Annotated in this window: 17 protein-coding genes; 3 read left to right on the plus strand and 14 right to left on the minus strand. The window is 66.1% G+C overall.

What is annotated here, in order from left to right:
* Window positions 1-29 precede the first annotated feature (29 nt).
* The gene (locus tag FA87_RS16440) at window positions 30-491 is read right to left on the minus strand and encodes a MarR family transcriptional regulator (RefSeq protein ID WP_036110181.1); all 462 of its coding nucleotides are present in this window, start codon (window positions 489-491) and stop codon (window positions 30-32) included.
* A 77-nt stretch (window positions 492-568) separates the two neighbouring features.
* Here FA87_RS16440 and FA87_RS16445 point away from each other — a divergent pair, with 77 nt between their 5' ends.
* A complete protein-coding gene (locus tag FA87_RS16445; RefSeq protein ID WP_043696067.1) occupies window positions 569-1,081 on the plus strand; it encodes an O-acetyl-ADP-ribose deacetylase in 513 nt (170 codons plus the stop codon).
* Here FA87_RS16445 and FA87_RS16450 read toward each other — a convergent pair.
* The 12 genes from FA87_RS16450 to FA87_RS16500 all read right to left on the minus strand — a co-directional run bounded on the left by FA87_RS16450 (window position 1,078) and on the right by FA87_RS16500 (window position 14,288).
* Window positions 1,078-2,757 (minus strand): BatD family protein, encoded by a 1,680-nt coding sequence (locus FA87_RS16450; RefSeq protein WP_043698354.1) that lies wholly within the window; start codon window positions 2,755-2,757, stop codon window positions 1,078-1,080. The two genes, FA87_RS16445 and FA87_RS16450, sit on opposite strands and share 4 nt — an antisense overlap.
* Window positions 2,758-2,759: 2 nt before the next feature.
* Window positions 2,760-4,682 (minus strand): tetratricopeptide repeat protein, encoded by a 1,923-nt coding sequence (locus FA87_RS16455; RefSeq protein WP_043696070.1) that lies wholly within the window; start codon window positions 4,680-4,682, stop codon window positions 2,760-2,762.
* Window positions 4,679-5,659: a VWA domain-containing protein gene (locus FA87_RS16460; RefSeq protein WP_043698355.1), complete on the minus strand. Its 981-nt coding sequence runs from the start codon at window positions 5,657-5,659 to the stop codon at window positions 4,679-4,681. The genes FA87_RS16455 and FA87_RS16460 overlap by 4 nt, the downstream gene beginning before the upstream one ends.
* A complete protein-coding gene (locus FA87_RS20035; protein WP_197062436.1) occupies window positions 5,652-6,140 on the minus strand; it encodes a DUF4381 domain-containing protein in 489 nt (162 codons plus the stop codon). Before FA87_RS20035 ends, FA87_RS16460 begins: the two co-directional genes overlap by 8 nt.
* A gap of 20 nt (window positions 6,141-6,160) precedes the next feature.
* Complete coding sequence (locus FA87_RS16470) at window positions 6,161-7,081, minus strand: DUF58 domain-containing protein (RefSeq protein WP_043696073.1); 921 nt, start codon at window positions 7,079-7,081, stop codon at window positions 6,161-6,163.
* Window positions 7,078-8,070: a MoxR family ATPase gene (locus FA87_RS16475; RefSeq protein WP_043696076.1), complete on the minus strand. Its 993-nt coding sequence runs from the start codon at window positions 8,068-8,070 to the stop codon at window positions 7,078-7,080. The genes FA87_RS16470 and FA87_RS16475 overlap by 4 nt, the downstream gene beginning before the upstream one ends.
* A gap of 102 nt (window positions 8,071-8,172) precedes the next feature.
* Window positions 8,173-8,856: a hypothetical protein gene (locus FA87_RS20840; RefSeq protein WP_156128581.1), complete on the minus strand. Its 684-nt coding sequence runs from the start codon at window positions 8,854-8,856 to the stop codon at window positions 8,173-8,175.
* 154 nt (window positions 8,857-9,010) lie between these two features.
* Entirely contained in the window at window positions 9,011-11,290 is a 2,280-nt protein-coding gene (locus FA87_RS16480; protein WP_052191524.1) for a type IV pilus secretin PilQ, read from the minus strand.
* A gap of 19 nt (window positions 11,291-11,309) precedes the next feature.
* A complete protein-coding gene (locus tag FA87_RS16485; RefSeq protein ID WP_036110163.1) occupies window positions 11,310-11,837 on the minus strand; it encodes a pilus assembly protein PilP in 528 nt (175 codons plus the stop codon).
* On the minus strand, window positions 11,837-12,487 hold the full coding sequence (gene pilO / locus FA87_RS16490) for a type 4a pilus biogenesis protein PilO (protein ID WP_036110159.1): 651 nt from the start codon (window positions 12,485-12,487) through the stop codon (window positions 11,837-11,839). Before pilO ends, FA87_RS16485 begins: the two co-directional genes overlap by 1 nt.
* Window positions 12,484-13,230: a PilN domain-containing protein gene (locus FA87_RS16495; protein WP_036110156.1), complete on the minus strand. Its 747-nt coding sequence runs from the start codon at window positions 13,228-13,230 to the stop codon at window positions 12,484-12,486. Before FA87_RS16495 ends, pilO begins: the two co-directional genes overlap by 4 nt.
* Window positions 13,230-14,288 (minus strand): pilus assembly protein PilM, encoded by a 1,059-nt coding sequence (locus FA87_RS16500; RefSeq protein WP_036110152.1) that lies wholly within the window; start codon window positions 14,286-14,288, stop codon window positions 13,230-13,232. Before FA87_RS16500 ends, FA87_RS16495 begins: the two co-directional genes overlap by 1 nt.
* A 235-nt stretch (window positions 14,289-14,523) precedes the next feature.
* On the opposite strand from FA87_RS16500, the gene FA87_RS16505 reads away from it, so the two are divergent.
* Both FA87_RS16505 and FA87_RS16510 read left to right on the plus strand, forming a co-directional pair.
* Window positions 14,524-17,100, plus strand: coding sequence for a penicillin-binding protein 1A (locus FA87_RS16505; protein WP_043696079.1), 2,577 nt, complete (start codon window positions 14,524-14,526; stop codon window positions 17,098-17,100).
* Between the two features lie 34 nt (window positions 17,101-17,134).
* Entirely contained in the window at window positions 17,135-17,791 is a 657-nt protein-coding gene (locus tag FA87_RS16510; protein ID WP_043696081.1) for a hypothetical protein, read from the plus strand.
* Between the two features lie 129 nt (window positions 17,792-17,920).
* On the opposite strand, the gene FA87_RS16515 is transcribed toward FA87_RS16510, so the two are convergent.
* Window positions 17,921-19,216: a citrate synthase gene (locus tag FA87_RS16515; RefSeq protein ID WP_043696084.1), complete on the minus strand. Its 1,296-nt coding sequence runs from the start codon at window positions 19,214-19,216 to the stop codon at window positions 17,921-17,923.
* Between the last annotated feature and the right edge of the window lie 74 nt (window positions 19,217-19,290).

Raw genomic sequence — 19,290 nt, forward strand, 5'->3', positions numbered from 1 at the left:
CATATCCGGCACCGAGGTTGACCCGGCGCTCAGAGTTCCTCGCCGGGACCATCGAGGCCCTGGAGGTTTTCCTTCATGCGGTCCATGACGGCCAGCATGACCTGGAGGTCGTCGGGCGAGATGCCCTGCGTCGCATCCCGGCGCAGGCCGCGTGCGATGTCTTCCATGTCGTCGATCACCCCGCGGGCTTGCTCCGTATCGTGCAGGCGCCAGGCGCGGCGATCCTTGGGGTCGGCGCGACGCTCCACGAAACCGGCGGCCTGAAGGCGGTCGATGACCCTGCCCACGGCGATCGGCTCCATATCGAGCTGCTCAGCCAGTTCGTTCTGGCGCATGCCTGGCCGGCGATGAAGCGCCTTCAGGGCACGCCACTGCGCGCGCGTCAGCCCAAAGCGCACGGCCCGCCGATCGAAGTGCTTGCGGAAGAGCAAGGTCACGTCGTTGATGAGATAGGCGAACGAGATGTCTTCAACTTTGAGCGAGTCGGCCATAACCTTCTGAAACAATACAGAACTGACAAGGCGCCATCGTAGCCAATTGCGGGCGTGCCGTCACAAGGAGTTGAGCCATGAGCTTCACGATTCGCGAAGGCGACATCACGACGCTGGCCGTCGATGCCATCGTCAACGCGGCGAACGAATCCCTCCTTGGCGGAGGGGGCGTGGACGGCGCGATCCACCGTGGCGCGGGGCCGCGGTTGCTGGCGGCCTGCCGTGCGCTCCCCGAAAGCCCGCGAGGCGTTCGCTGCCCCACCGGCGACGCGCGGATCACGCCGGGGTTCGACCTGCCCGCGCGCTTCGTGATTCACACCGTGGGACCGGTCTGGCACGGCGGCACACGCGGCGAAGCCGGGCTGCTGGCGGCCTGCTACCGCGCCAGCCTGGCCCTGGCGAAGGAGCACGGCATCGACTCCATCGCCTTCCCCGCCATCAGCGCGGGGGTCTACGGTTACCCGCCCGAGGCGGCCGCCCGGGTCGCCGTCGACACCCTGCGCGGCGCGCCGTGGAGGCCGGCGCAGGTGATCTTCTGCACGTTCGGTGCCGCGATGACGCGCGCGTACGAGACGGCGCTCAACCCCTAGCGAGGGTAGAGCGGCGGCAGGCCCGGCGTGTCGCCGGCGGCACCGACGGATTTCCAGACGAAACCCTTGGCGAACGCCGTCCGCAAGGCGCTCCGGTCGAGCGTGCCGCCAGCGAATCGTGCGCGCTGCAGACCGGCGATCGCGACCGGTTGTGAGCCCGGGGCCAGAGCGGTCGACAGCGCACCCAGTGAGCGTATCGATGGCTGCACCGCGCGCGCCCAGATAAGCAGGTTGCGCTCGATGGCGGCAGGCTCGTCGGCGTCGACACTCTTGAGAAAAACCTCACGCGCCGGACGTTCGCGGGTCGTCGATAGCGTCGCCTCGTTCGGCCTCACGGCCGCGGCGACCCCTCCGCGTCGGCGCAGGATCACCCAGATACCGACGGTGACCAACCACAAGGCGAGCGCACCGAAGAACAGCCATCGCCACGGCAAGCCGGCTTCGACAACCGTAGAGCCCGCCGCTGACGAAGCGTCCGGCCGGACCGTTTGCGCGACCGGCGTGGTTCCGGCGGCGGCCACCGCCGCGCCGCTGGCGGGTGCGACCTCGATGTCGCGTGCCGGCAACGTCGCCACTTCGGCCTTGTCGGTCACCACGTTCCACCAGTGCAGCGTCGTCTCGGGAATATGCAGGGTTCCCGGACGCGTTGGCACCACGGCAAAGCCCTGCTGCCGGTGGCCCGTGATCCACGGCCCGCTGACGCCGCCACCGGTAACCGCCTTGTCGGGATAGACGTCCGCGCCGTCGAGCGTCGGCAGGGACAGCGCCGGCAGCGCCTCGAACGGCATGCCCGTCGCATCGAGCCGCATGGTCAGCGTCAGCGGTTGACCGACGCGGGCCTTGCCATCGGATGGCACACCGTCGAGGGCGAGTTTGAGTTCGCGGGCGGGTATCCACGCACCGCTGGCCGCAGCGGTCGGACGCGCGCGCACCTGGATGCCGCTGGGCTCGGCCACGGCATTGACGGGCGAACCCGCGCCGAAGAACGCATTGGCGTCCGTGGGATCCACCGCCGTGCCCTGAAAGGCTGGCGGCTGGATGGACAGCGCCCCGGCGCGCTGGGGAAAAATGGCGTAGTGACGCTCGACCACGTTGAACCGCCGGCCCCCGCGAACGATCTGGAAGTTCGCGTCCTGCCCCACACGGCGGACCTCGGCCCCTTCCGCCGACGGATCGCCGAGCTGTCCATCCGCCAGATTGACGGCGAAGTACAGGCGCAGCGTGTAATCGATCTGCTGACCGACATACACCTGCGCGGGATCCGCCTTGCCCTCGAGAACGACGGACTTCTCCGCCGGTACCGCGCCGTTATCGGCGGAGGCGCTGACCTCCACCGAGAGGGGCTGTGTCCGCTGCCCACCGATGACCAGCGACGGGACGGTCAGACGACCTTCGCGACGCGGTCGCAACGCGACGCCGAGCACGGTATGCGCCTCACGGCGCCCGTTGATGATGCTGAGGTTATGGCTGGTGGATGTGCCGAGAACCACGAAGTCCTGCATGAGTGGCGCGAGGTCCGGCGACGGGTCGGCGTCGTCGGCGACTTCGATGTTCAGGGTGACGGTTTCACCCGCGCCGATCGTCGTTCGGTCGAGCGAGGCCGTTGGCCCGCTGGCTTGTGCCAGGACGACGACGGGCACGCACATCAGAAGGAAGGCGAGGATCAGGCGATGCATCGTCATTCCTCCAGCTCCGTTCCATGACGACGCTGATACTCGAGCATGAACTTTCTCCGCAACAAACCGCCCGGATCGTCCGGCACGCGAAGCAGCGCGCGCTGCACGTCCGGCGGCAATTTCGACGCGGCATCGCTGGCGGACAATGCGCCCAGATCGTGCCCCTTGCCGTCGTCCTTCGCATCCGGCTGCCCCGCCTTACCGGCGAGCGCCTGATCCATCTTTTCCTTGAGCGCCGCCTGGGCGCGATCGGCCTGCGCCTGTTCGGCGGCGGACTTGGCTGTAGCGTCGCCCTGCGGCGCCTGCCCCTTGCCGTCGTCCTTCGCCTTGTCGCCTCCCTCGCCTTCGCCTGCCTTGTTCTGCGTGCCCTTGTCGGACGCATCCTCGCCTTTTCCATCGGCGCCCGACGGCTGCCCGCTCTGGCCGTCCTGTTTATCTTTGCCGTCCTGCTGCCCGGACGACTGGCCCTTGTCCTGCTGCCCCGACTGGCCGTGCTGATCCTTGTCCCCGTTCTTCGCGTCCTGCTTGCCGCCCTTGTCCTGCTGCTGCTTCGAACCGTCTTTCTGCTGCTTCAGGTAATCCGCGACCGCCTTGCGATTGGCGATCGCGTCCTCGTCATGCGGATCGATGCGCAGCGCACGGTCGTAGGCGGCAATCGCATCCTCGTAGCGCTGCTGTTTCGCCAGCGCGTTGCCGAGGTTGTACTGCGAATCGCCGTCCTTGCCTGACTTGAGCGCCGCCTCCGCCGCCGCGAAATCCCCGGCCTTGTATGCCGCCGCACCACGCAGGGCAGGATCGCGTGCAAGCGCCTGTGCGCGCTTTGCATCGCCTTCGCGCAGGGCCTGCGCCGCCTGCTGATCGCGCGTGCGGAAGGCATCGGCCACACCATCCGCATGAGCGGGCGGCGACCATGGCAGACAGGCCATCGCCAGAACGAGCAACCAGCCACGACGAAACGCCAGCGCCACCAGCAGAAGCACGGGCAGGAGCAGCCACGGTCCGCGATCCTGCCACTCACCTGCCTTCGCGCCGGAGACGGCCTTCCCGTCACCGTCGCCGCTGAGAAAAGCCCGGAGCGCCGCGACGTCGGAGCCGCCATCCGCCACGGGAACGAAGCGGCCGCCGCCGGCGGATGCCACGGCGGACAGGGACGCGTCGTCACGGGCAGCCAGCGCGATATCGCCGCGATCGTCCTTCAGGAAACCGCCGTCCCCGGTCGGCACGGGACCGCCACGCGTCGTACCGACGCCGAGCACCGACACGGTTGCGCCGGCCGCGCGCGCGCGGCGCGCTGCCGACGCGGCGGATGCATCGGCGCGATCCGTGACGAGAACGATCGACCCGCCACGCAGATCCGCGTGACGGATGAGGTCCGCCGCCATGTCGATCGCCTTGCCCGGATCATCGCCGGTCACCGGCATGGTGTCGGGCGACAACGCCGTGAGCAGATCGTCTACGCTGTGCGCATCCGTGGTCAGCGGCGCCACGATGAATGCCTCGCCCGTGTACGCGATCAGCGCGTTCATGCCGTCCTTGTTCGCGGCATACAGTTCGCGGATCTTGTAACGCACGCGGCTGAGGCGATCCGGAACGATATCCTTCGCGAGCATGTCCGGTGACATCGATACCACGACGACCTGCCCGGCTCGCTCCGCGAACAGCGGCTGCGACTGGCGATCCCATGTGGGCCCCGCCAGCGCGAGCACGGCGAGCGACGATGCCGCGACCACCGCCGCGACCGGCGCGCGCGATGCCGCGGGCTTGCCGTCGAGCAGATACGGAAGCAAGGCGGGGTCCGCGATCCGGGACAAGGCGCGGGACTCTCCCGAGCGACGCCCCACGATCCACCCGATGACGGGCACGAGGATCAGCAACCACAGCCAGCGTGGTTCGAGGAAATGAAAGTCGGCGATCCAGGTGCTCATGCGCGCACTCTCCCACCCAGGTAACGAGGCAGCGCGGCCAACGCGAGCAAACCCAGCGCGACGACGAGAGGCCAGCGAAACAGTTCGACATGCGGACGCAGGGCGGCGCCCTGCTGCGGCACCGGCTCGAGCGCGTCGATGGCCCGATAGGCGTTCGCCAGTTCATCCGTATCCGTTGCGCGGAAGAACCGCCCACCGGTCTGGTTAGCGATGTCGGTCAGCATGCCTACGTCCAGGTCGGCCGACGGATTGACCGTGCGGCTGCCGAAAAAGTCGGGCACGCGCATCGCTGTGGCACCGATGCCGATCGTATAGACACGAACGCCTGCGGCCTTCGCCGCGCGTGCCGCTTCGCGCGGCGCGATCGACCCCGCGTTGTTCACGCCATCGGTCAGCAGGACGACGACGCGCGCCTGCTCGGGCATGTCGGCGAGACGCTTTACGGCGACAGCCAGCGCATCGCCGATGGCGGTTTCCCGTCCCGGCAGGCCGACGACGGCGCCATGCAACTGCGCGCGCACCGCGTCGAGATCGTACGTCAGCGGCGTCACCAGGTACGCCTGCGATCCGAACAGGATGAGCCCCAGCTCATCGCCCGCACGTCGGTCGATGAAATCGCCCGCGATCGCTTCGACCGCGGCGAAACGCGTCACCGTGCGTCCTGCCAGGCGCATGTCGTCGAGCGCCATGCTGCCCGAGAGATCGACGGCGAGCATCGTCGCACGCCCGCTGCGCTGCTGCGGCTCCGGCGGGCCGAGTCGCTGCGGCCGTGCCGCCGCGGTGACCAGACAGAGCCACGCCAGCGCCAGCAACAACGTCGACGCGAATGGCGCACGCATCCGGGCGGCCTGCATCAACGTCAGGCCAGGCTGTGGAAGATTCATTGCCTGCGCTGGCTTCACCGGTCGCAGGACGCGACGCAGGAGCCACGGCAGTGGCAGCGCGAGGAACACCCAGGGCCACGCGAAATCAGGCACCGACATGCGTCTTCGCCCTCCCCGCATGCGGACGCTGCGCGTCGCGACGCATCGCCTGGCGGACCCAGGCCTCGGCGTCGCGAGCCACGACGGATGCGTCGAGCGATACCGCGGGGCGGTACAAGGCGACATCGAGCTCGGCGATGCGCGTGACATCCTGCCGGGGCGCCATCGACACCAGCGCATCACGCCACGCGGCGCCGCGCAGGGTCACGCTTCGTGGATCGCGCGTGCGCGCCACGCGCCTGATCAGCTGACTGACCGTCGTCGCGAACGCCGCGGCGTCGCCGTCCTGCGCATGGCGCCGCGATGCGTCACGCAGTTCCTGCAACGTGCCGTCGACGTACCGATGCCACGCGGCACGTCTGCGCCAGGCCAGGATCAGCACCGCCACCACGATCAGCAGCAGTGCGGCCAGCACCCACCAGCCCGGTGCCAATGGCCACCACGCCGACACGTGCGGCACGTGAACATCGCGCAAGCGGGGTCCCTGATCCGGCATCAGCGCGTCCTCCTCGTACCCAGCAACGCGGTGACCGCGTCGAGCGGATCGTCGGTGGTATCGATCGTGCGCACGCGCAGGCCAAGACCGCCCGCCAGCGCGGTCAGTCTGCGCTGCCCTTCGCCGAGGCCGCGGGCGAACTCTTCGCGCTGTCGATCGCCCTGAAGCGCGATGTCGTAATGCGTACCGCGGTAAGCGAAGGGGTAGCGACCGGCGGGCGGTTCGCTGAGCTCTAGCGCATCGGCGACGCCCAGCACCGAGACTTCAGCCTTGCCGACCAGCCCGAGCATGCGGCCACGTGCGGCCTCGTCCACGGCGAATCCGTCGCTGATCAACAGCACGCGCGACGCACCGTGCATCAATCGTCCCGCCCGCTGCAGCGCGGAAGACAGCGACTCATCGCCATCCGCGGGGAGCGCATCCCATGCGGCGATCGCACCGAGCACCGTCAGCGCGCCACGCGCTCCGCCCTGAGGCCTGACGACCTGGCGTTGTCCGCCAAAGGCAAGCACGCCCACGCGCTCCGTGCCGCGCAGTGCGTACCAGGCGGCTGTCGCCGCCGCTCGCGCGGCCTGCACGGACTTGAAGCGCGTGCGCGTTCCAAAACGCATGCTTGCGTTCATGTCCAGCAGGATCAGCAGGCGTCCCTCGCGCTCTTCCTGAAAGAGTTTGGTATGCGCGACACCGCTTCGCGCCGTCAGGCGCCAGTCCATGCGGCGCACATCGTCACCGGCCTGGTAGACGCGGGATTCGGCGTAGTCCATGCCGCGGCCATGCAGCCGCGCCGGGCGCTGGCCATGTCGCGGAGCGCGCGATACGACCTGGGGAGCAGGTGCACGCGCGACGCGGGAGCGCAGGGCGATCAGTTCCGGGAGCGAGACGTGGACGCGCCCTTCGACGTCGGTGACAGCGGCATTCACGGCAGCGGCACGAGATCCAGCAGGCGATCGATCACCGTATCCACGCGCACGCCTTCCGCTTCGGCCTCGTAGCTCGGCAACACGCGATGGCGAAGCACCTCGTGGGCGATCGCGTGAATATCCTCCGGGAGGACATAATCGCGACCGGCGAGCCACGCGTGCGCGCGCGCACAGCGGTCCAGCGCGATGGTGGCACGCGGGCTGGCACCCCAGGCGATCCAGCGCGCCAGCTCCGCACCGTATTTGCCGGCCTCGCGCGTGGCGACGACCAGCTGCGTGATATAGAGCTCCAGCGGCGCCGCCATGTGTACCGAGAGCACCGCGTCGCGCGCGGCGAAGACGTCCTCCGGGCGCAGCATGTGTGCAGGTGGCGGCGCCGGGTGCATGACCTCGCGGGCCTGCTGACGCGCGAGACGGAGAATGGCGAGTTCCGCCTCGGCGTCCGGGTAGCCGATGGTCACGTGCATCAGGAAACGGTCGAGCTGGGCTTCGGGCAGTGCGAACGTCCCTTCCTGCTCGATCGGGTTCTGGGTGGCCATCACCATGAAAAGGTCAGGCAGCGGCCAGGTGCGGCGGCCGATGGTGATCTGCCGTTCGGCCATCGCCTCGAGCAGCGCGGACTGGACTTTCGCCGGTGCGCGATTGATCTCGTCGGCAAGCACGATGTTATGGAACAGCGGCCCGCGTTCGAATTCGAACGTGCCGGTCTGCGACCGGAAGATATCGGTGCCGGTCAGGTCGGCGGGCAACAGGTCGGGCGTGAACTGGATGCGGTGGAAGTCGGCTTCCACGCGCGTCGCCAGCGCCTTGATGGCCGTCGTCTTGGCCAGACCGGGCGCGCCTTCGACCAGCAGGTGCCCGTCGGCCAGCAGGGCGATGAGAAGGCATTCGACCAGGTGAGGTTGCCCGATGATGCCCCGGGTCAGTTCCTCGCGCAGGCGGACGAAGGCCTCCTGGAGCGGGGTCGTGGCGGCTGGCGTCTCGGACATCGCGGTTCTCGTGTCGGTGGAAGTCCCCGATGAGACCACAGCGAGGTCGAGAAGTTTAGGGGCACAGCGCGGAGGAATATCTGCCCCCGCGCTGCTGGTAACTCAGCGAGCTTCGTCCCCTGGAACAAACGTAGCGCTATCTCCGGAGCGAACGTACACGCCCGAGGGCGTTTCGGTTGCCACGCGAGCGACACTCGTTCGATGGAGATTCTGCAGGAGGTAAGGCTGACACGTGATGGAGGCGGAGCCACCTGTGGCCGTCCAACCTGCGGGGATCGGCGAATTGCTGCAAATCGCCAAACCTTCAGAGGGCTGCGAGATGACGATCGTCCCGTAACCCGAGCAACTGCCGCCCTGCTGCGCCACTGCAGTAATTACCCAGGGGCTCCAGATCACCCCATTAGCGCATACAGCCAAGCTATTACGAGGCTGCTGAAGAACCATCACATACTGATACCCAGCGCAATTAATGACGCCATTCGTCGTAATCGCGGTAATAAAATATGGAGCCGGGTAACCTGAGCCAAAACACGCACTGATATTGTTGCTTGGCGGAGAAATCGTTAAGCGATAAACGTTTGAACCCGGGCAATTATAGGTGTCAACGGCAGAACTGACGACCACATACCCGTCGGGAAGTGCCTGATTGCTACATATCTGCGTGACAAGCGCCGCATCGATCTTTTGTCCTGAAACCGATTCGGCTCTAACTGGCGGAACGGTGAGCGCTGCACAAGCCACCGTAAGAATCATTCCCAAAAGCAATTTCATTGTTGCAAATCGCATGGCACTGCTCCTTTTTGGCGAACGTCATTACCACCATCGTGGCGGTGCGCCATCATAGATCCGTAAATGAGGTGCAAAGCGGGATAGCAATCACAGTTGCGCCAAAAAAAAGGCCCGCCGAGAGGCGGGCCTTTGACAAATGGAGCGTTGAAACTTATTGAAGAGTATCGCTGAGAATGCGCGGCGTGACGAAGATCAGCAGCTCGGCCTTGTCGTTGGTCCGCGAAGTATTGCGGAACAACACGCCCAGACCGGGGATATCGCCAAGACCCGGGACCTTTTTGGTCGTGTTCGTCTTGGTGATCTCGTAGATGCCACCGAGGACGACGGTCTGACCGTTGTCGACGAGCACCGAGGTATTGATTTCGCGGGTGTCGATCTGCGGGACCGAACCGCCGCCCGGGCTGGCGACGAACTGGGCCAGCGCGTCCTTCTTCACGTTGATCTTCAGGTACACGCGGCTGTCGGCGGTAATCGTCGGCGTCACACGCAGCTCGAGCACGGCATCTTTGAACTGGACCGTGGCGTTCTGCGCGCCGCCGCCGGAGCTCGAGGCCTGGTAGGTCACATAACCGATCTGCTGACCCTGCTTGATGACCGCTTCCTGCTGGTTGGCCGTGATCACACGCGGGCTCGAGATCAGCTCGCTGCGACCCTCGGTCTGCGCCGCCGAAAGCTCGAGGTCGACCAGATAGTTCGCACCCAGGATCGCCAGGCCGATGCTGCCCGAGGGGTTCGCGACCGGCAGGTTGACGTTGTAGCCACCCGGCAGGGTGACCGCGGCAGGCGTCGGGATCGTCCCCGTGCCGCCGTTGGCGTTGTACTGGTTCACAGCGTTGGTATAGCCGACATCGCTGTTGTGGACGCTGGTAACCAGACCGCCCGTGCCGCCGGCCGTGGTACCGGTGGAGCCGCTGCTCAGATCCGGCGACGTACCGACGACCTGGTTGGCGTTGTTGTGGTTGTATCCCTGGACGCCCCAGCGCACACCCAGCTCGCGGGTGAAGGTATCGGTCGCCACCACGATGCGCGACTCGATCAGCACCTGCTGCACCGGACGATCGAGGGTACCGATCAGCTCGCGCAGGTCACGGATCTTGTCCGGCGTGTCGTTGATCAGCAGCGTGTTGGTGCGGTCGTCGAACGAGACGCTGCCACGCGGGGACAGGAAGCCACGCGTCGTATTGGAGCCGCTGCTGCCACCGCCGCCCTGCATGCTGCCCTGGGTCAGCAGCTTGGCGATGTCTTCCGCCTTGCCGTAGCTGATCGGGATGTAATCGGACACCAGCTCCGCGGAATCCTGGGCCTTCTGACGAGCGTCGGCGAGGCTCTGCTCGTAGCTGGCAAGCTCGGCCTGCGGAGCGATCCAGACGACGTTGCCGCTGCGACGCTTGTCCAGACCCTTGGCCCGCAGGATCACGTCCAGCGCCTGATCCCACGGCGTGTTGACCAGTCGCAGGGTGACGCTGCCGCCGACGCTGTCGGAGGCGACCAGATTGAGCTTGGCTTCGTCCGCGATCAGCTGGAGGGCCGAACGCACCGGGATATCCTGGAAATTGAAGGTCAGACGCGAACCCGAATACGTCGGATCCTGACCCTTCGCGGCCTTGCCCGTCGGTGCGGCGGCCTTCTTCGGCGCCACCTCGACGACATAATCGCTGCCGCTCTGATAGGCCGAGACTTCGACATCGCCCTTGGTGCGGACATCCAGGCGGGCACCGCCGGGAGCCGACTTCGATTCGATCGACTGCACCGGCGTGGCGAAGTCGAGCACGTCGAGACGCTGAGCGAGCTTGGGCGGCAGCGACGAACCCGACAGGCTGACGATCACGTGGTCGCCTTCGCGGTGCATTTCCGGCGTCGTGGCCGAGCTGCCCAGCGTGACCAGCACGCGGCCTTCGCCGTTCGGCCCGCGACGGAAGTCGATGTTCGATACCGGCGTGCCGGCTGACGAAGGCAACGCCTTGGTCGGATCGGAAACGGTCGCCGTCGTCGTCGTGGCACCCGTCGGACCGTTGTTCACGGTGACGACGAGGTTCTTGCCATCGACGCGCGTGCGGTATGCCGACTCACGGAAAAGCTCGACCGTGACGCGGGTCTTGCCACCGGCGGAGACCACCGACACGCCCGATGTCGAACCCTTGCCGATATCGAGATGGCGGGTGCTGTAGCTGTTGGTGGTGTCCGGAAGGTCGATCGCGATACGCGGCGGATTGTTGGTCGTGAAGACCTTCGGATCCGGTGCCTTTTCCGAGAAAGCCAGCCGGAGTTCGATGCGGCCGCCGGGCTGCGCGTCGTAGCTCACGTTCTGCAACGTGTTCTCCGCCGACGCGGCACTGGCGAAACCGCCGGCGAAGGCCAGCGCGGTGCCGAGGATCCAGCGGCGCGTGCGAAGACGCGCGCTACCCGGCAGATGATTCAGTTTGGTCGTCATGTGCGTCATCCCCGAGTTCTTATTTTTCGCCGACCGCGATGCTTGCCGGACGCTCCATCCAGCCGCCCGAGCCATTCGGCACCAGTTCGACCAGATCGATCCGATCCTCGCCAACGGCCGTGATGCGTCCGTAGGCCTGCCCCATGTACTCATTGCGATGGACACGATGGATCACCCCACCGGGATCCTTCACAAGCGCCTCCAGGTTTGCACCAGCACCAACCGTGCCAACCATCTTGAGAGCGTCGAGGCCGAACATTTCCAGGGGTTCCTTCGGACGGTTTTCGTCCGGACGGGGACCACTGGCGACGTTGCTGTCCATTTCAGCCGTGCTCGGGCTGAAGGGATCGCGCGCGCCCTGGTCCTGGTAAGCGAACGTCTCGAACGTGCGGATCACCGGCAACGGCGGGATCGGCTCGCCTTTCTTGTGTTTTTCGGCGTCGACCCACTCGCGCAGGTCGGACGTGCCCTTGGTGCAACCGGCGAGCGAAATGACACCGAACAGCGCGACGGCCAGCGGGCGGGCGAGGGAGTAATGGCGATTCATCACTTATTCCCCTTCTGCAGCTTGCTCTTCGCCTGCGGCGTCTCGTCGTCCTCGAGGTAGCGATAGGTCTTCACGGTGCCCTGGAGAACCAGCTGGCCGTTGCCGGCCGCCTTCTTGTCGGTGCTCTTCGGGCTCAGCGAGACGTCGTGCAGCGTCAGAATCACGACGCGGGGCAACGAGGCCACGCCACTGATGAAGGTGCCGAACTGGTGGTAAGTACCGACCATGCGCAGCGTGATCGGCTTCTCGGCGTAGAAGTCCTTCGGCGTTTCCGGACCGGGCTGGAACAGCTCGGTCTCGATGCCCGCGGCCAGCGCCGTCTGCGAGATGTCGATCAGCAGCTCGGGCATTTCCGTCTTGCTCGGCAGCTGACGCAGCAGGGTCCGCAACATGTCCTGCATGTCGGACAGCTGCTGCTCCAGGGCCTCGAGATTGGCGGACTTGGCCTGCTTCTGCGAGAACTCGGACTTGAGACTGGTTTCCTTGGACTCGGCGCTGGCCAGGTCGTCCTGCTGGCTGCTGATCTGGAAGTACCAGCCAGCCAGCACCACGATCACGAAGACCAGGCCGGTGAAAAACATCTTGATGGGCTTCGGCCAGCCACCGACATTGTGCCGATCGAGATTGCGCAGATCGTCAAAGAATTTCATTGTTTGACTCCTGCCGGGGCGGCGGCAGCCGCAGGCGTGGCCGCCGGCGGAGTGGCAGGCGCAGCCGGTGCCGCCGCGGGTGCGGGAGCACCCGGGCTGGCCGTAACGGCATTGGCGGCGTTGACCAGCGGCGCGGGCACCGCGGCGGCCGGCGGGGCGACCGTGGAGGCACCGGCGGGGGCGCCGTCCTGCGGATTGTCGCCCGGGCTCTTCAGGTGGACGTCGAGACCGAAGGCATACGGCATGCGCGAGGCGTCATGCGTGTTCTCGGTCTTGCGCAGGTCGGCATGGCCCATCCAGGGCGACGCCTCGACGTTGCGCATGTACTCGGCCACGCTGGAGTTCGACTGGGCGACGCCATCGAGCGACATCGAGTCACCCGACTGCTTCATGCCGGCCAGGCGAGCCGATGCCGGGATCGTCTTCACCAGTTCGTCGAACAGGTGGACCATCTGCGAGCGGTTGGCCTGCAGCTGTTCGATGATCTGCTTACGCTGGAGCAGATCGGCCCTGACCTTCTCCAGATCCTTGATCTTCGCGATGCGATCGTCGAGCTGCTTGATCTCGGTGGTCAGGTAGTCGTTTCGCTCGTTCTGGTTGTCGATCCGGGCGTCCATCCACAGCGACCAGCCGATCAGCACCACGAGGGCGGCGCCAAAGGCCAGACCGAGCTGGATGTAGAACTCCCGCTCGCGCTGTTTACGGCGCTCGGCACGCCAGGGAAGTAGGTTGATCCGTGCCATCAGTCGAAGCTCCTCATGGCGAGGCCGACGGCAATCATCAGCGCGGGGGCGTCCTGGGCCAGGGTCTGTGCCTGCACGCGGCTGGACAGCGACATGCGCGCCAGGGGGTTGGCGACGACGCACGGCACACCCAGCTGCTGCTCGAGCAACTCGGTGATGCCGTCGATCGCGGCGCAACCGCCGGCGAGAACCACCTGGTCGACGCGGCTGTATTCGCTACCGGCGAAGAAGAACTGGAGCAGGCGACTGACCTGCTGGACCAGCGACTCCTTGAACGGCTCCAGTGCCTCCATCTCGTACGACTCGGGCAGGCCGCCCTTGCGCTTGGCACGACCGGCTTCCTCATAGGAAAGGCCGTAGCGACGCATGATTTCGTCGGTCAGCTGCTTGCCGCCGAAGACCTGCTCGCGCGAGTAGATGGTCCGCTGGTTCTTCAGTACCGCCAGCGTGGTCATGGTCGCGCCGATGTCGACCACCGCCACCAGGGCGTCGCGCGACACCGCGAGCTGGTCGGCGACCATCCCGAAGGCGTTCTCCATGGCGAAGGCCTCGACGTCGACCACGCGGGCGGTCAGACCGCCCAGGTCGAGCGCGGCGATGCGCATGTCCACGTTTTCGGTGCGGGAGGCCGCCAGAAGCACGTTATTCATTTCCGGGTTGTCGCGAACCGGCCCCATGACCTCGAAATCGAGGCTGACTTCCTCGATCGGGTAGGGGATGTACTGGTTCGCTTCGACCTGGATCTGCCCCTCGAGGTCGTCCTCGGAGAGATCGGCGGACATGGGAATGATGCGGGTGATCACGGCCGAACCCGCCACGGCCGCTGCCGCGTGCTTGAGCTTGGACCCGGACCGGGCCAGGGCGCGGCGAATGGCTTCGCCTACCGCCTCGACCTCGACGATGTTCTTTTCAACGACGGCATTAGGCGGCAACGGCTCAACGGCGTAGTGCTCGACGCGGTAGCGTCCACCTGCCTGACTGAGCTGCAGCAGCTTTACTGCGGTCGAACTGATATCGACGCCGATGAGCGGCGCCGCTTTGGGTGTAAAGAGCCCCACGTTGTCCCCCTTCCCCGCGCCTTGTCGGAATTGGTCTTCGGCGCGAAGGCATTAGATCTAAAACTTAACGGATTGGCAACGGGCCGTTTCAGCCCTTACCGGCACTAATTCACAAATCCTGTCACTGGGTTAGCGAAACCCTCTCACACCCTGTCGAACCCGGGTCACCCGCCCCACCCCCCGGCGAGGCTCTATACTCCGCGACGACCCATCCGCCGGTGACCCCCTCTCTTCCATGCGAATTCTCAAGCGTCTGCTGCGCATCGCGCTGTATCTCGCCCTGGCCGGCATCCTTTTCGTGGCGGGCGCCATCGGCGTCGCCTACTGGCTCCTGGCGCCACGCCTGCCTTCCGTGGCGGTCCTGCGCGACTATCACATGCAGGTTCCCTTACGAGTCCTGAGCTCGGATGGACGCCTGATCGCCTCCTTCGGTGAAACCCGCCGCGTCCCGGTCCACATCGCCGACGTTCCGGCACGCCTCAAGAATGCTGTCTTATCGGCCGAGGACGGGGATTTCTATAGCCACCCGGGTGTCGACTGGCACGGCATCGCCCGCGCGGGCATCCACGTGATCGTTTCCGGCGGTGACAAGGGACCCGGCGGCTCGACCATCACCCAGCAGGTGGCGCGCAACTTCTTCCTCAGCCCCGAGAAGCTCTATTCGCGCAAGCTGACGGAAGTCTTCATCGCGCTGCGCATGGAGAACGAGCTGACCAAGGACCAGATCCTCGAGCTCTACATCAACAAGATGTTCCTGGGCCACCGGTCCTACGGACTGGCCGCCGCGGCCTCGTATTACTACGGCAAGACCCTCGACCAGCTGACGGTGGCCGAATGCGCGTCGCTGGCGTCCACGTTCCAGTTGCCATCGGTGGTCAATCCGCTGAACAACCAGGCGCGACTGGTCACCCGGCGCAACTGGGTGCTGGGCCAGATGCTGTCGAACCGGTTCATCACCAAGGCCGAATACGACGAGGCCGTGAAGGAGCCCAACGACGCCTTCCCGCACGAGCAGCAGATCGAAGTCGATGCGCCGTACCTCGCCGAGATGGTCCGCCAGCAGGTGCTGGAGAAGCTGGGCAACGACGCCCTGACCGAAGGTTATGTCGTGCGCACCACCGTGCCGAGCGACAGTCAGGCCGCCGCCAACGACGCGCTGCGCGGACGCCTGTCCGCCTATGACCGCCGCCATGGCTATCGTGGCCCCGAGGGTCACGAGGAACTGCCCGCGCAGGCTGGCCCCGAGGACTACGACCGCGTTCTCGCGGGCTACACGAGCGTGGCCGGCATGATGCCCGGCATCGTGACCGCGACCGGCGCGAAGGAGGCCACGGTGTACCTGTCCGCCAAGGAAACCGCCACCATCAGCCTCGAGTCGATCGCCTGGGCCCGGCCCTACGTGAACGAAGGGCGTGCGGGAGCCGCTCCGACACGCGTCGACACGGTGCTCAAGCGTGGCGACATCGTCCGCCTGATCCGCAGCGAGAAGGACGACCTGTCCGAGAACGCCAGCGCCGCCGATACCGCCAAGGTCAGCACCGAGTCCCATCCGGAGCCAGCCAAGGGGCCGTGGCGCCTGACCCAGATTCCCGCCGTGCAGGCCGCCCTCGTGTCGCTGGACCCGGAAGACGGCGCGGTCCGCGCACTGGTCGGCGGTTTCAGCTTCGTACGGTCCAAGTTCAACCGCGCGGTCATGGCCGCACGGCAGCCGGGTTCGAGCTTCAAGCCCTATCTCTACTCGGCCGCGTTCGAGCGTGGGTTCACACCCGCATCCATCGTCAACGACGCGCCGGTGGCCTTCCCCGACCCGTCGCGCCCCGACGGCATGTGGACACCCGCGAACGACGACGGAAAGTTCGCCGGTCCCATGCGCCTTCGTGAGGCGCTCGTGCAGTCGAAGAATCTGGTCTCCGTCCGCTTGCTGGACGCGATCGGCCTGCGCTTCGCCCGCGATTACATGACGCGCTTCGGCTTCACGCCGGACGCCCTGCCCCAGAACCTCTCGCTGGCGCTGGGTACCGCCTCGGTCTCGCCGATGAGCATGGCGCGCGGCTATGCGGTGTTCGCCAACGGCGGGTACCTCATCACGCCCTACTTCATCTCGCGCATCGACGATCGTGACGGCAAGCCGGTTTACGTGGCGAACCCCGAGCGCGCGTGCTCGGATTGCCAGGAGCGCCTGCTCAATCCGACGCCCGCCGGCCCGCCGACCCAGCCATCGACGGCGCTGATCCCGGCCAAGCCCGCCGCCGCGAGCACGGCCGCCGGTAGCGGCACGGGCGATGCGGTGTTGCCCGCCGATGCCCACGACAATACCGCGCAGGCGCCCAAGCTGGCGCCGCACGTGATCGACGTGCGCAACGATTACCTGGTGACCTCGCTGATGCAGGACGTGGTCAAGCGCGGCACGGGCTCGGCGGCGCGCGCGCTCGGTCGCGACGATATCGCCGGCAAGACGGGCTCGACCAACGATCACCGCGACGCGTGGTTCGTCGGCTTCAACGGCGATGTCTCCACCGCCGTCTGGGTCGGCTTCGACGACTTCGGCTCCCTGGGTCGCGGCGAGTTCGGCGCCAAGGCGGCCTTGCCGATCTGGATGGACTACATGGGCGCCGTGCTAAAGGACAAGCCGTCGCATACGCTGGCCATGCCTCCGGGCATCGCCACGGTGCAGATCGATCCGGGCTCCGGCCTGCCCTCACCGGGCGGCATGAACGAAATCATGAAGGTCGAGGATGTCGATCGTCTTCGCGAACAGGCGGCGCAGAAACAGCAGGAGGATCAGCAGGAACACGCCTACGACATCTTCTGATACGTCCACATTACACACCACACGGGGGTGAGTCATGGCACGAGGCGAGCACCACAAGATCCATGCGCAGGACCGGACGCAGCGGCATCGCGTCCTCGTCGCCCAGGAGGCGGCGCGCCTGATGAGCGAGCATGGCATTCGTGACTTCCACCACGCGAAGCTGAAGGCGGCGGAGCGGCTCGGTATCGTCGACACCCAGGCCCTTCCGCGCAACAACGAGATCGAAGACGCGTTGCGCGAACACCAGCGCATCTTCCAGGCCGATACGCAGCCACAGGCCTTGCGGGCACGTCGCGAGGCAGCCATCGAGGCGATGCGGTTCCTGCGCGGGTTCGACGCACGACTGGTCGGCGCGGTGCTCGAAGGCACGGCGGACGAGCACTCGGCCGTCTGCCTGCACCTGTTCAGCGATGACCCTGAAGCGCCCGTGTTGTTCCTGCAGGAACAGGGCATTCCGCTGGAGACCCAGACCCGCCGGCTGCGCTGGTCCAACAACGAACAGAGCGAACATCCGGTACTGCTGTTCGGTGCGGACGGTATCCCGTTCGACCTGACCGTGCTGCCACTGGACGCGCTGCGCCAGGCGCCGCTGGACCGTGTCGACGAACGCCCGATGCGCCGCGCCACCGCGTCGATGGTGCAGAACCTGCTGGCGGAAGAGGACGTAGCCGCTTACAACGCGGCCATGTAGGAGCGCGCCCCGCGCGCGAAAAGCCAACAGGGCGGTGACGGGGTACCGCTTCATCGCTCCGTTGGCTTTTCGTGCGCGGGGCGCGCTCCTACCGCGCTAAAAAAAACCCCGCTTTCGCGGGGTTTCTTTTTAGCGCTTGTCGTTCGGGACGTAATCGCGAACGTCGGCACCGGTGTAGATCTGACGCGGGCGGCCGATGCGGGCCCCCGGGGTTTCGTGCTGCTCGATCCAGTGGGAGATCCAGCCCGATGTACGCGCGATGGCGAACATCACGGTGAACATCTCGGTCGGGATGCCCAGCGCCTTGTAGATGATGCCCGAGTAGAAGTCGACGTTCGGATAGAGCTTGCGCTCCACGAAGTAGTCGTCCTTCAGCGCGGCTTCTTCCAGCTTCATGGCGACGTCGAGCAGCGGATCGTTGACACCGAGCTCTTCGAGCACCTTGTGGCACATCTCGCGGATGATCTTGGCGCGCGGATCGAAGTTCTTGTAGACGCGGTGACCGAAGCCCATCAGACGGAAGGAGTCGTTCTTGTCCTTCGCGCGCTTGACCGCGGTCTCGACCTTGTCGGCGGTACCGATTTCTTCGAGCTGCTTGAGCACGGCTTCGTTGGCGCCACCGTGCGCCGGACCCCAGAGCGCGGTGATGCCGGCGGCAACGGACGCGTACGGGTTGGCACCGGTCGAACCGACCAGACGGACCGTCGAGGTCGACGCGTTCTGCTCGTGATCGGCGTGCAGGATGAAGAGCAGGTCGAGCGCCTTGGCGACCACCGGGTTCAGTTCGAGCGGCTCGCTCGGCACTTCGAACATGGTGTGCAGGAAGCGGGTGACATACTCGAGGTTGTTGCGCGGGTAGCGCGTCGGCCAGCCGATCGAATGACGGTAGATAGCGGCCGAAATGGTCGGCATCTTGGCGATCAGACGGATGGCGGCGAGCTTGCGGTCTTCCGGGTTATCGACATCGAGCTTGTCGTGATAGAACGCCGACAGCGACGCGATCGACGCGGCCAGCATGGCCATCGGATGCGCGTTGTGATGGAAACCCTTGAGGAAGTCCTTAAGGTTCTCGTGCATCATCGAATGATGCGTGACCTCACCGGAGAACTTCTCGAACTCCGGCTTCGTCGGCAGTTCGCCGTTGAGCAGCAGGTACGAGGTCTCAAGGAAGGTGGACTTCTCGGCCAGCTGTTCGATCGGGTAGCCGCGGTACAACAGGACACCCTTGTCGCCGTCGATGTACGTAATGGCGCTCTTGGTGCTGGCGGTGCTGCCGTAACCCGGATCGTACGTGAAGTAACCGGTGTCCTTGTACAGCGTGCCGATGTCGACGCACTCGGCGCCGAGCGTGCCGCCGATGACCGGCAGTTCGCTCACGGGCTTGTTGGATTCATCGACCAATTTGACGGTTTTGGCGTCGGACACGGCGAGCTCCTCTGTGCTTGTTCCCGCCGCTCCACGCAATGGAACGACGTAGCAATGGTTGGAATAACGGCACC

Origin of the sequence: Luteibacter sp. 9133 (genome assembly GCF_000800155.1) — a bacterium.
GTDB classification, from domain to species: Bacteria; Pseudomonadota; Gammaproteobacteria; order Xanthomonadales; family Rhodanobacteraceae; genus Luteibacter; species Luteibacter mycovicinus.